Source organism: Paenibacillus pasadenensis, from assembly GCF_002864175.1.
Taxonomy (GTDB): Bacteria; Bacillota; Bacilli; order Paenibacillales; family Paenibacillaceae; genus Paenibacillus_O; species Paenibacillus_O pasadenensis.
In genome coordinates, this window is record NZ_NFEZ01000004.1 from 1,555,966 (window position 1) to 1,567,500 (window position 11,535).

The 11,535-nt window shown below is 62.2% G+C and carries 14 protein-coding genes (1 of these 14 only partly in view); 13 read left to right on the forward strand and 1 reads right to left on the reverse strand.

Features of this window, described 5'->3' with window-relative positions; translation table 11 throughout:
• The first annotated feature begins 17 nt into the window (after nucleotides 1-17).
• The 13 genes from B8V81_RS25325 to B8V81_RS16345 all read left to right on the forward strand — a co-directional run bounded on the left by B8V81_RS25325 (nucleotide 18) and on the right by B8V81_RS16345 (nucleotide 11,364).
• Complete coding sequence (locus B8V81_RS25325; protein WP_180968469.1) at nucleotides 18-167, forward strand: hypothetical protein; 150 nt, start codon at nucleotides 18-20, stop codon at nucleotides 165-167.
• A gap of 19 nt (nucleotides 168-186) precedes the next feature.
• The gene (locus B8V81_RS25330) at nucleotides 187-333 is read left to right on the forward strand and encodes a hypothetical protein (RefSeq protein WP_156876722.1); all 147 of its coding nucleotides are present in this window, start codon (nucleotides 187-189) and stop codon (nucleotides 331-333) included.
• On the forward strand, nucleotides 330-755 hold the full coding sequence (locus B8V81_RS16295; protein ID WP_101808757.1) for a hypothetical protein: 426 nt from the start codon (nucleotides 330-332) through the stop codon (nucleotides 753-755). Before B8V81_RS25330 ends, B8V81_RS16295 begins: the two co-directional genes overlap by 4 nt.
• 30 nt (nucleotides 756-785) lie before the next feature.
• A complete protein-coding gene (locus B8V81_RS16300) occupies nucleotides 786-1,271 on the forward strand; it encodes a hypothetical protein (protein WP_101808758.1) in 486 nt (161 codons plus the stop codon).
• Between the two features lie 80 nt (nucleotides 1,272-1,351).
• Nucleotides 1,352-1,735, forward strand: coding sequence for an ATPase (locus tag B8V81_RS16305; protein WP_101808759.1), 384 nt, complete (start codon nucleotides 1,352-1,354; stop codon nucleotides 1,733-1,735).
• Nucleotides 1,736-1,799: 64 nt separating this feature from the next.
• Complete coding sequence (locus B8V81_RS16310; RefSeq protein WP_101808760.1) at nucleotides 1,800-2,507, forward strand: metal-dependent hydrolase; 708 nt, start codon at nucleotides 1,800-1,802, stop codon at nucleotides 2,505-2,507.
• A gap of 277 nt (nucleotides 2,508-2,784) precedes the next feature.
• Nucleotides 2,785-3,072 carry an Asp-tRNA(Asn)/Glu-tRNA(Gln) amidotransferase subunit GatC gene (gatC, locus tag B8V81_RS16315; RefSeq protein ID WP_028600560.1) on the forward strand — a complete coding sequence of 96 codons (288 nt, stop codon included), beginning with the start codon at nucleotides 2,785-2,787 and terminating at the stop codon, nucleotides 3,070-3,072.
• Nucleotides 3,073-3,100: 28 nt separating this feature from the next.
• Nucleotides 3,101-4,549, forward strand: coding sequence for an Asp-tRNA(Asn)/Glu-tRNA(Gln) amidotransferase subunit GatA (gene gatA, locus B8V81_RS16320; protein ID WP_028600559.1), 1,449 nt, complete (start codon nucleotides 3,101-3,103; stop codon nucleotides 4,547-4,549).
• A 41-nt stretch (nucleotides 4,550-4,590) separates the two neighbouring features.
• Nucleotides 4,591-6,033 carry an Asp-tRNA(Asn)/Glu-tRNA(Gln) amidotransferase subunit GatB gene (gene gatB, locus B8V81_RS16325; RefSeq protein ID WP_028600558.1) on the forward strand — a complete coding sequence of 481 codons (1,443 nt, stop codon included), beginning with the start codon at nucleotides 4,591-4,593 and terminating at the stop codon, nucleotides 6,031-6,033.
• A 217-nt stretch (nucleotides 6,034-6,250) separates the two neighbouring features.
• Nucleotides 6,251-6,976, forward strand: a complete 726-nt coding sequence (locus tag B8V81_RS16330; RefSeq protein ID WP_043111992.1) for an MgtC/SapB family protein — start codon at nucleotides 6,251-6,253, stop codon at nucleotides 6,974-6,976.
• Nucleotides 6,973-8,961, forward strand: coding sequence for a DUF4097 family beta strand repeat-containing protein (locus B8V81_RS16335; protein WP_028600556.1), 1,989 nt, complete (start codon nucleotides 6,973-6,975; stop codon nucleotides 8,959-8,961). Before B8V81_RS16330 ends, B8V81_RS16335 begins: the two co-directional genes overlap by 4 nt.
• Nucleotides 8,962-9,064: 103 nt before the next feature.
• Entirely contained in the window at nucleotides 9,065-9,502 is a 438-nt protein-coding gene (gene perR, locus B8V81_RS16340; RefSeq protein ID WP_028600555.1) for a peroxide-responsive transcriptional repressor PerR, read from the forward strand.
• A 128-nt stretch (nucleotides 9,503-9,630) separates the two neighbouring features.
• Complete coding sequence (locus B8V81_RS16345) at nucleotides 9,631-11,364, forward strand: glycosyl hydrolase family 18 protein (protein WP_028600554.1); 1,734 nt, start codon at nucleotides 9,631-9,633, stop codon at nucleotides 11,362-11,364.
• A 58-nt stretch (nucleotides 11,365-11,422) separates the two neighbouring features.
• Here B8V81_RS16345 and B8V81_RS16350 read toward each other — a convergent pair whose 3' ends face one another.
• Nucleotides 11,423-11,535, reverse strand: the 3' end of a protein-coding gene (locus B8V81_RS16350; RefSeq protein ID WP_028600553.1) for a YgzB family protein. It continues 283 nt past the right edge of the window; 113 of the gene's 396 nt are visible here — the last part of the coding sequence; its start codon lies off the right edge, out of view; the stop codon is at nucleotides 11,423-11,425.

Here is an 11,535-nt window from a genome sequence, read left to right on the forward strand (position 1 = left end):
GAAAAGGAGGTGAGAGCATGCGAAACATTCTCGTCACCGTCATGATGATCGTCGTCATGCTGGTGCTCTTCAATACGATCATTTCAGACAACGCGACCGGCACCCGTGCGCGGATTCAGACCCAAGGCAACGGCGCGAACACGATGATCGGCAACCTGCTCCCTTAATGCGAAGGAAGGTGGAATCGTGAAGGAAATTCTTGCATCGGTGCTGCTGCTGGCCGCGGTGCTGCTGCTTTATGTCGCTGTCGCGCAAGGACCGCAGGGGACGAAGGCCGGCTTGGAAAGCTTCGGAAGCGCTATGTCCCAGAGCATTCGGAGCACGGATCCTTGAAGCAGATTCTCGTATTCGTCCTGTTCGCGGCGATGTTGTGCTGGATGATGTTCTCGCCGGTCTATAAGCATGTGCTCGTCATGCGGGAAGCGATGCTGCAGAAGGAAGTGGATTACCTGCTCGAGATCGGAGCGAGCGGCAGCCGCGGCTACATCGATGCGGAGATGCTCGAGCAGGCGCGGGGGCGGCTCGCCGCCGTCGGCATGCGGCCCGAGGCGGTCGAGTTCCGGGTCAGCTCCACGAACGGCTTGCCGGCCGACCGCGCGAGCGAGCCGTTGCCGAGAGGGACGGGACTGCGGCTGGAGGCGAGCTATCCGTACGAGCGGCTGTTCGAGATCGACCGCCTGATCGGCATTCCCGCGCCTTCCGCAGGCGAGCGGATGCGAGCGGTCGGACTGAAGATGAGCGAATTCGTGCCGTAACGGTTTCGTGGCGGAAAGGTAGGGAAGACGATGTACAAGCTGCTGCTGATCCTGCTGATGAGCATGCTCTGGCTGAGCGCGCATGCGGCGCAAGCGGACGAGGAGCGTGCCGTGCGGATGCTGTTCGAAGCGAAGCATGCTGTCAACCGCGCGGCTCATGCCGCCGCCCAGCAGCTGGATGAGGAGGAGCTGGCTGAAGGTCGGTTCGACATCGACAAAGCTCGGGCCGAGGCTGCCGCCGCCATCTATTTGCAGGAAAACCTGTTCTTGGACGGCGAAGGGCGGCCGGCTGCAGGGTCCAGGCTGAAAGCGGCCGTTGTCGTCGAGGCGTGGGAAGTCATCGGCCGGGAGCATTCCTTCCCGTATGTATACCGCGACAGCCGCTTCGACTACGAAGTGACGCTGGATCGGCCAGGCGTCGTCCTGATCGTCCGCATCGAGCATCCCCGGCTGTTTTCCGTCATGGAGCCGATCATCTGGCATGTGAAGGGCACGGCGCAGCTCGTTTTGCCTTGATCTTGATTTGCCATCCCCCCTCCCTTCTAGTAAACTTTTACTAGAATTGAAAGAGTGGTGCTAGGGAGGGCGATGGACCGATGTTCAAGCTCGGCGAAAAAGTCGTGATCGTTTCCGATCAGTATGAGCAGAATCTTCCTGTCGGGGAGTATGGATATATCATTGCTTACGACCGCAATGCGGACAATGTATTCGATTATGTCGTGCGCGTTCCGGCTCACAACCGGAACTTCCTCGTTCCGGGATCGGATGTCGAGCTCGACAAGGTGCTTTTGAAGCTGGAGGCCGACCGTGTGGAGCGCGAGGCGCTGATCGATTATGCGCTCGCCACCCGCAACGAGGAGCTGTTCAACCGCATCGTCCGCGGCGACGCGGAGGTGCCGGAGGAGGAGGACCTCTCGTCCAAGGACGTGCAGACCCGGGAGGATTTCATCCGCCAGGTCAATCTCAAGGCGTGGATCTGATTGACCCTCCCGCCGTCGGGGGATAGAGGAATAGAGCCTAATCCGAAAGGAAGTGCAGCGAAGCATGAACGTTGTTTTTCATGGACAATCTTGCATCGGCATCACGCTGGAGGACGGCAAGTCCCTGCTGATCGATCCGTTTCTGAGCGGAAATCCGCTCGCCCGGACAAGCGCGGAGGAGGTGGAGGCGGATTACATCCTGCTCACCCATGCGCATCAGGACCATATTCAGGACGCCGCCGCCATCTCGAAGCGGACCGGCGCGCCGATCGTCGCGATTCCGGAGCTCGCCGCGTACATGTCCTGGCAGGGAGCCAAAACGCTAGGTATGAACATGGGCGGCACGGTTGATCTCGGCGGCTTTGCCAAGGCGACGATGGTGCAGGCGTTCCACAGCTCGGGCATCGTGATCGAGGACGAGCAGCGCATCGTATACGGCGGCATGCCGGCCGGATTCGTCGTCGAGGCCGGCGGCCTTACGTTCCTGCATGCGGGGGACACCTGCCTGTTCTCCGACATGGCGCTCATCGGCCGCCGCTACCAGCCGGATGTCGCGTTCATCCCGATCGGAGGCCACTATACGATGGGGCCGGAGGATGCGCTGCAAGCCGCCGAGTGGTACGGAGCCAAGCTTGTCGTGCCGATCCATTACGACACGTTCCCGCCGATCCGCCAGGATGCGGATGCGTTCGTCGCGCGGCTCGGCGAGCTGGGGCTCAAAGGCCAGGTCGTCCCGCCAGGCGGCAAGCTCGACCTGGCTGGGCTGAAGTGATCGGAGATCGCTTCGAGCCCAATCCGGGCAAGCGAGCGGGTTCATGAACTTTTGCAGGCTTGCTGCTGGTCGAATTCAGACCGGCAAGCTTCGTGCGGAAAAGCGGATAGCGCCTTCCACGCGGCATCGGCCGCCGGACCTTCGGTCCGGCGGTTTTTTCGTGCGCGTTGCCGCATTCGTTTAGCGCTGCGCATTGAGAATGTTGTCGGACTCAAGGTATAATACGGGGAATGGTGTCAGGCATCAGTCATCTTGCTAGACAAGGGGGAAAAGAACGATGAGCATCGACGCGAAGACGGTCGAGCATGTCGCGAATCTGGCGCGGCTGGAGCTGAGCGGGGAAGAGAAGGAACAGTTCGCCAGCCAGCTCAGCGCCATTTTGAAGTACGCAGAAAAACTGGACGAGCTGGATACGGAAGGCATCGAGCCGACGAGCCATGTGCTTCCGGTCACGAACGTGATGCGCGAGGACGTGGTGCGCGAGTCCGTCTCCAACGAGACTGCGCTGCGCAACGCGCCGGACGACGAGGACGGGCAGTTCAAGGTGCCTGCCGTACTGGAATAGCCGCTAGCGGCGAAGGGAGGAACATCGGTTGGCTTTATTCGATCAAAGACTACAGGATCTACATAACGAGCTCGCCGCCGGCAAGCTGTCCGCGGCCGAGCTGACCGAGGCGGCCTATGCGCGGATCGCCGAGACCGACGAGCGGATCGGCGCGTTCCTGACGCTGAACGAGGAGGCGGCGCGCGTCCGCGCGGCCGAGCTCGATCAGGCCGGCGCGGCCAAGGGACTGCTGCATGCGCTGCCTGCGGGCATCAAGGACAACATCGTCACCAAGGGGCTGCGCACGACATGCGCGAGCCAGTTTCTTTCCAATTATGATCCGATCTACGATGCGACCGTCTCCGGCAAGCTTCAGGATGCCGGAGCGGTGACGATCGGCAAGCTCAACATGGACGAGTTCGCGATGGGCGGCTCCAACGAGAACTCCAGCTTCCGTCCCGTGCGCAACCCGTGGAATACGGACTATGTGCCGGGCGGCTCGAGCGGCGGCTCCGCAGCGGCGGTGGCGGCGGGCCAGGTCTACTTCGCGCTCGGCTCCGACACCGGCGGCTCGATCCGGCAGCCGGCCTCCTACTGCGGCGTCGTCGGCCTCAAGCCGACGTACGGCCTCGTCTCCCGCTTCGGCCTGGTGGCGTTCGCCTCCTCGCTCGACGCGATCGGGCCGATCACCAAAAACGTCGAGGACGCGGCTTATGTGCTGCAGACGATCGCCGGCCACGACCGCATGGACTCTACGTCGGCCGACGTCTCCATCCCCGACTATGTCGGCTCGCTCAGCGGGGATATCAAGGGCATGCGCATCGGCGTGCCGAAGGAGTACATGGGCGAGGGCATCGATCCGAAGGTCAAGGAAGCGGTGCTGGCCGCGCTGCGCGTGCTTGAGGATCTCGGCGCGACCTGGGAGGAAGTTTCCCTGCCGCATACCGAATATGCGGTCGCGACCTATTATCTGCTCGCCTCCTCCGAGGCTTCCTCCAACCTGGCCCGCTTCGACGGCGTGCGCTACGGCGTGCGCGCGGACGATCCGGACAACCTGATCGACTTGTACCGCAAGTCGCGCAGCCAAGGCTTCGGCCAGGAGGTCAAGCGCCGCATCATGCTCGGCACGTACGCGCTGAGCTCCGGCTATTACGACGCCTATTACCTCAAGGCGCAAAAGGTCCGCACGCTCATCAAGCGCGACTTCGACCAGGCGTTCGAAAAATACGACCTGCTCGTCGGACCGACCGCGCCGACGACGGCGTTCCGCATCGGCGAGCAGATCGGCGATCCGTTGACGATGTACCTCAACGACATCGTGACGATTCCGGTCAGCCTCGCCGGCGTTCCGGCCATCAGCGTGCCATGCGGCTTCGCGGACGGCCTCCCGGTCGGCCTGCAGCTCATCGGCAAGCCGTTCGACGAATCGACCGTGCTGCGCGCCGCCCATGCCTATGAGCAGCATACGGACCACCACAAGGCGCGCCCGCAGCTGTAGGGCGCCGCATCAAGCATCAAGCAAGCAGGAGGAGCTAAGCCATGACTCACTACCAATCGTACGAGACGGTCATCGGGCTTGAAGTGCATGTCGAGCTTCATACCGCCAGCAAGATCTTCTGCGGCTGCTCGACTTCCTTCGGCGCCCCGCCGAATACCCATACCTGTCCGATCTGCCTGGGGCATCCCGGCGTGCTGCCGGTGCTCAACCGCCAGGCGGTCGACTACGCAATGAAGGCCGCGATGGCGCTGAACTGCACGATCGCCGACGTCAGCAAGTTCGACCGCAAGAACTATTTCTATCCCGATTCGCCCAAGGCGTATCAGATTTCCCAGTTCGACCAGCCGATCGGCGAGAACGGCTGGATCGACATCGAGGTCGACGGCAAGACGAAGCGCATCGGCATCACCCGCCTTCATCTGGAGGAGGACGCGGGCAAGCTGACCCATGTCGAGGGCGGCTATGCCTCGCTCGTCGACTTTAACCGCGTCGGCACGCCGCTTGTGGAGATCGTGTCCGAGCCGGATTTGCGCACGCCGGAGGAAGCCAAGGCTTACCTGGAGAAGCTCCGCGCCATCATGCAGTACTGCGACGTATCCGACGTCAAGATGGAGGAAGGCAGCCTCCGCTGCGACGCCAACATCAGCCTGCGCCCTTGGGGCCAGGAGAAGTTCGGCATTCGCGCCGAGCTTAAAAACATGAACTCGTTCCGCGGCGTGCAGCGCGGCCTTGAGTACGAGCAGCTCCGCCAGGCCGATATCCTCGACGCCGGCGGTACGGTCGTGCAGGAGACGCGCCGCTGGGACGACAGCCAGGGCAAGACCTTCTCGATGCGAGGCAAGGAAGAGTCGCATGACTACCGCTACTTCCCGGACCCCGATCTCGTGCGGCTGCACATCGACAGCGAGTGGAAGGAGCGCGTGCGCGCCTCCATCCCGGAGCTGCCGGACGCTCGCCAAGCCCGCTATACGGCGGAGTACGGCCTGCCCGCCTACGATGCCGGCGTCATCACCGCTTCCAAAAAGCTGGCCGACTTCTTCGAGGAGAGCTTGTCCTACACCAAGGACGCCAAGGCCGTCTCCAACTGGATCATGGGCGACCTGCTCGGCTACCTGAACCAGACCGGGAAGGAGATCGAGGCTGTCCGCATCACCGGCCAGGGCCTCGGCGAGATGATCGGCTTGCTGGAGAAGGGCACGATCAGCGGCAAGATCGCCAAGACCGTCTTCAAGGAAATGCTCGAAAGCGGCAAGCGCCCGCAGCAGATCGTCGAGGAGCAAGGACTCGTGCAGATCAGCGACGAAGGCGCGATCAAGGCGATCGTCGAGAAGATCGTCGCCGCCAATCCGCAATCGGTCGAGGATTACCGAGCCGGCAAGGAAAAGGCGATCGGCTTCCTCGTCGGCCAAGTGATGAAGGAGTCGCGAGGCAAGGCGAATCCCGGACTCGTCAACAAGCTGCTCGTCGACGTCCTCAACGCCTGAATTCGTCGGCATCCATCCGGATATCCGGCAGCAGCCGTCCTCTCGATTCGGGAGGGCGGCTTTGTTCATTTAAAAAAGAAGCGGCAATCCGCACTAATCAGGGTAAAATACAACATGCCCCATGCCCGGCAAACAATTGGAGCCCGCGCATACAATGAGAAGCGTCGGCGGTTATGCCCGCGGCGCACGGACATTCGGCATTCATGGGAGGAATGGCATGAACAACGCGCTACACTCGATCGCTTCGGACAGTCCGTGGTATATCAACGAATGGGAGCTGCTGCTGAGGCTGTTCATCGCGGTGCTGCTCGGCGGCCTCGTCGGGTTCGAACGGGAGCAGTCCAACCACGCCGCCGGCTTCCGCACCAACATCCTCGTCTGTCTCGGCTCCTGCCTCTTGATGCTGTTGTCCATATACGGCTTCGCTCAGTTCGTCAACGAGACGAACGTTCGGCTCGATCCCGCGCGCCTGGCCGCGCAGGTCATTACCGGGATCGGGTTCCTGGGAGCCGGGACAATCCTGTTTACGGGCAAGTCGATCACCGGCTTGACGACTGCGGCTTCGCTCTGGGTCGTATCCGCCATCGGCTTGTCGGTCGGCGCGGGCTTCCTGCTGCCGGCGGTCGCGACGACCGTGCTCGTGCTGCTCGTGCTCGTCGTGCTCAACAAGCTCGAAAAAAAGTTTAGCGGCGGCAAGCGCGAGCATCATCTGAAGGTGCTGGCCGACGAAAAGGAAGCGCTGCTGCAGGCCGTGAGCGCCTTGCTCGCGGAGCAGGGCATCGTCATGCGCAAGCTGTCGCTGCAGGAGTACGGAGACCGGGAGCTGGAGCGGCCGCGGGTCATGCTCCTGCTGCATATTACGTTTCCGAAGCAGGATAAGCTGATTCCGCTGTTGGAAAAAATCAAATGCCTGGAGGGCGTGCATGCCGTGAGTGCCGAATGAGCGCCGAAGCCCGCAACCGAAAAAATCGTTGGCTGACCGGCCTCTATGCCGCCTTGCTTCCGGGCGGCGGCCATCTGTATTTGGGCTGGTACGGCCGCGGCCTGCTGCTGCTGCTCGTCGTGCTGCTTGATTTGGCGGCGCTGATCCGCTTTTCGGATTCGACGAGCGGGAGCCGCGCGCTGCTGCTGCTCTATCTCGGCTACGCCCTGCCGGCTTTGTATTTCTATAGCGTCTTCGATTCACTCGAAATCCATTCCCGAATCAAGCTTGCGCCCGCGGGCAAGAGAAGCGACGCTGGTCCGTTTTCCTTGCGGCATAGCCTCGTGCTGGTGGCGGGCGGCTTGCTGCTGTTGTTTCTGATTCGCCCGACCGAGGCGGTCCAGCCGCGGCTCGACTGGATCGGCGACATGGCCTCCGGAGCGGTGCTGCTCGCTCTGGCGGCCTGGCTGTCGCTGCGAAGGCGGCCGGAGCAGTTCCGTTTCGGAAGGCTCAGCTCCATCCTGCTGCTTGCGGCTTGCGGAGCGATCCTTCTGTGGGATCAGGTCCGCGAGCGCAACGACATCGGCCTGCTCTCCGACTGGTGGCCGATGCTGTTCGTGCTTGCCGGCATCGAGATGCTGGCGTTCCAGCTGCTCGAAAAGCATCGTCCCGGCCGCCGGCTGTCCGTCGGCGCTGGAGCGGCCGCGGCCGCGGTGCTGCTAATCGGATCGGCCTATGCCGTCACCCAGTACGGGGGCCTGCCGTTCCGCTGGCTCGACCAGTATGCCGGCCGGACGAGCCTGGAAAACCTGTCGGAGGAAAAAGGCTTCCGCTACGAGGAGGAGCCGATCGTCCTGACGCTCGAGGAGCAGGTGACGAGCGTCATCCTCGACAATCCGAACGGCGATGTGACGGTCCGCTCGAGTCCGGACAGCCGTCTGGTGACCGTTGAGGCCGAGCTATGGGTGGATACGGAGGATTCCCAGGAAGCGGATTACGTCCGCCAGAAGTCGAAGCTGAAAGTCAGCTCGGAAGACAAGCTGGAAATCGTCGCCCAAGGCATGCCTTACGGAGCGAACGGCTCCCGGCTGCCCCGCTACAACCTGATCGTGACGTTGCCGGCCGATCTTGAGGCTTCGTTCCGTATCGACGAGCCGGAACCGCTCCCTCTGCTGCCGCTGCCGTCCTTGCCGACAGGGCTTTCATCCCCTGGCCCGTCCATCGCCGCTGCTGCTCCATTGCCTTCGGCCGGCGGCAGCGCGTCCCTGGAGCCGGTTTCCGGCATGACGGCAGCCGGGCCGAGCGAGCCTCCGTCCGCCGCGGCGACGCCCGAAGCGTCCTTGCCGCCAAGCCCGTCGGCTTCGCCGACTCCCGGACCTCAGGCGGTCAAGGTGCTGCTCCATGCCGGCAACGGCAACGTGTCGATGTCCGGCCTGACCGCCGAGGGAGGATGGACGATCAAAAACCGGAACGGCTCCATCGAGCTGCGCGATCTTCGAGGCAAGGTCGAGGCCGACACGACCAGCGGCAATATCGCAGCGGAACGGATCTTCGGCGATGCCGCCCTATCCGCCCGCGACGGCAGCATCCAGGCTTCGCGCATCAGCGGCTCGATCAATGCCTACACGAGCAACGGCAATCTTGAAGTGGGCGACATCGAGGGGGAGTCGACCATCCTCGAGACGAAAAACGGATTTATCCGGGTCGAGGAAGTGGCGGGCAGCCTTCAGGCCGACACGCTGAACGGCGAGATCCGCATCCGCAGCTCGTCCGTCGGCGGGGGCTGGGACATCGACAGCTCGATCGGCGAGGTCATGCTGTCGCTGCCGACGTCATCCTCCTTTGTCATGGACGGCGCGGTCACGTTCGGCGAGATCCGCTCGGAGCTGCCGCTCCAGGTGACGAAGAAGCGGGTCGAAGGCATCATCGGACTCGGCCTCCATCGGATTCGCGTGGATGCGAACAGCGACATCTCCATCTACGCCTACCCGTCCATGCCCGAATAGTTCCAGCTGCGCGAGCGCCGGTTTCGTTGACAAAACGGGAAATCCGCGCGTACAATAGAACTACTACAAAGTAATTAAGACTATAAGGAAGGCGTGATCGGGAATGGGAGCCAGCGTAGAACAAGCCTTAGAGCAGCTTAAATCCAGCGGCGTCCGCATGACCCCGCAGCGTCACGCGATACTTGGGTTTCTGATGAACTCGATGACTCATCCGACCGCGGATGAGATCTATAAAGCTTTGTCACCCGATTTCCCGAGCATGAGCGTCGCGACGATCTACAACAACCTCCGGCTGTTCGTGGAGGCGGGCCTCGTGCGGGAGCTGACTTACGGAGACGACTCAAGCCGTTTCGATGCGAATCTGTCGGATCATTATCATGCCATCTGCAAGGTCTGCGGCGAGATCGTCGACTTCGACTATCCGCCGCTGATGGAAGTCGAGCGCGCCGCTTCGCGGGAGACCGGATTCCGCGTCGAAGGTCATCGCATGGAGATCTACGGCGTATGCACGTCCTGTCGGGCTGCCGTGCCGCACTCGTAATCGAGCCTGGAGAAGCGCCGCTTCCCGGCTTTTTTTTTGCATTTTTTTGCCGATAGACTCATAGAGTAGAGAGACAACTTTCCGTCGGCAAGACTCGTCTAGGGGATGACAGCAAAGGAGCGTGAAGCATGAAGAGGGGACAAGCCTACGGAGGCAAGCGCCGCAGAAGCGGCTTCCGGCGGCTGCTTGGCTTTTGCCTGATAATTGGAATGATAGCGGGCGCGTGGGCGGCCTACAGCAAGCTCACGCCGAGCCGTGACGATATGAAGCCGGAATACGGCCATGCCCATCCGCTGTTCTACGGAGGGACGTACTTGAAGGAAGGCGCGCTGATCGAGCAAGGCCAGACGCTGCTTCCGCTCGAGGCGATCAGGTCGGTGCTGGGCAGCGATCTGCCCGTCTGGTACGAGGAGAAGACGCAGTCGATCATCCTCACGAGCGATACGAAGGTGCTCTTCATGAAAAAGGACGAGCTGCAAGCCAAGCTCGGCGACAAGCCGTTCCAGCTTGCCGTAGCACCGGTGGAACGGAACGGACGCGTCTACATGCCGCTGTCTCCGCTCAAGACGTTGTACGGCATCCAGGCGGAGATCTCCTCCGCGAGCGGCGTCATGACGTTGGAAAGAGCCGGGGACCGGCTCAGGATGGCCGTTTCCGCGAAGGATGACGAGGACATTTTCGTGCGGTCGGAGCCGTCCATCCATCGTCCCTATGTGGATCGGGCCGCGCCGGGCCAGCCGCTGATCGTATGGGGAGAGCAGGAAGACTGGTACAAGGTGCAAGGGCCGGAGGGCCACTCGGGCTATGTCCGCAAAAAAGAGCTTCGCTTCACCGGAGACCGCGTGATCGCGCCGCTCCAGGAGGAGGAGCCTGCGCTTCCATGGAAGCCGGGCCAGAAGGTCAATCTCACCTGGGAAGCCGTCTACAGCAAGCATCCCGATCCGTCCGGCTATCCGGCGATGGAGGGCGTCAACGTCGTCAGTCCGACCTGGTTCGAGGTCAGCGACGGCAGCGGCCAGATCCGCAGCAAGGCCGATGCGTCCTACGGAGCCTGGGCTCGCCAGAGGGGGATGCAGGTGTGGGCGCTGTTCAGCAACGCCTTTGATCCGGATCTGACGACCAAGGTGCTCTCGAGCGCCGAGACCCGGTTCACGATGATCCGGCAGCTGCTCGCTTATGCGGAGATGTACAAGCTGCAGGGGATCAATATCGACTTCGAGAACGTGCGCACCTCAGACAAGCAGAACTTCGTGCAGTTCGTGCGGGAGCTGTCTCCGATGCTGCACGAAGCGGGGCTGATCGTCTCGATCGATGTCACCCCGAAGTCGAGCAGCGAGATGTGGTCGCTGTTCCTCGATCGCGAGGCGCTGATCGACAGCGTCGACTATATGATGCTGATGGCGTATGACGAGCACTGGGCGAGCAGTCCAAAGGCCGGCTCGGTCGCATCGCTTCCTTGGGTAGAGGCTTCCATAAAGCGCCTGCTGGAGGAAGACGGCGTCGATCCGGCGAAGCTCGTGCTCAGCATGCCGCTGTATACCCGGATCTGGAGCGAGTCCAAGGGCGAGGATGGGAGCGTAGACGTGTCGTCCAAGGCCGTCGGCATGGATCGCATCCGCGAGATCATGCGGGACCGCAAGCTGACACCCGTGTTTGATGAGGCGGCTGGACAGAACTACATCGAGTATGCCGAAAAGGAAGGCGTCCGAAACCGGATCTGGATCGAGGATGAGCGGTCGATCGAGGCGAGGGTGGAGCTCGTGCACAAGTACGGCTTGGCCGGCGTTGCTACTTGGGCGCGTTCTTTCCAGACGGACAGCATCTGGGGCGTCATTCATGAGAGTCTGTCTCGTCCTTCCTGATTCCAAAAGAATGCAAAAACCGCCGGACCTGCGAGAGGTCCGGCGGTTTTTGCTGCGGTCAGGCTTGGCTTGCGGGCGGGGCCGGCTTGTCCTCCGGCGCGGCATGCGTCTCGGGAGCCTCGTAGCCTTCCGTAGCGCGCTCCGCATCCAGCGTCAGGATCGTTTTGCAGT

Bases quoted from the DNA above. Each gene is read 5' to 3' on its own strand.
- B8V81_RS16330 (WP_043111992.1), top strand. From the start codon at position 6,251: ATGAACAACGCGCTACACTCGATCGCTTCGGACAGTCCGTGGTATATC.
- B8V81_RS16345 (WP_028600554.1), top strand. From the start codon at position 9,631: ATGAAGAGGGGACAAGCCTACGGAGGCAAGCGCCGCAGAAGCGGCTTC.
- B8V81_RS25325 (WP_180968469.1), top strand. From the start codon at position 18: ATGCGAAACATTCTCGTCACCGTCATGATGATCGTCGTCATGCTGGTG.
- B8V81_RS16305 (WP_101808759.1), top strand. From the start codon at position 1,352: ATGTTCAAGCTCGGCGAAAAAGTCGTGATCGTTTCCGATCAGTATGAG.
- B8V81_RS16335 (WP_028600556.1), top strand. From the start codon at position 6,973: ATGAGCGCCGAAGCCCGCAACCGAAAAAATCGTTGGCTGACCGGCCTC.
- gatC (WP_028600560.1), top strand. From the start codon at position 2,785: ATGAGCATCGACGCGAAGACGGTCGAGCATGTCGCGAATCTGGCGCGG.
- B8V81_RS16310 (WP_101808760.1), top strand. From the start codon at position 1,800: ATGAACGTTGTTTTTCATGGACAATCTTGCATCGGCATCACGCTGGAG.
- B8V81_RS16300 (WP_101808758.1), top strand. From the start codon at position 786: ATGTACAAGCTGCTGCTGATCCTGCTGATGAGCATGCTCTGGCTGAGC.
- perR (WP_028600555.1), top strand. From the start codon at position 9,065: ATGGGAGCCAGCGTAGAACAAGCCTTAGAGCAGCTTAAATCCAGCGGC.
- gatB (WP_028600558.1), top strand. From the start codon at position 4,591: ATGACTCACTACCAATCGTACGAGACGGTCATCGGGCTTGAAGTGCAT.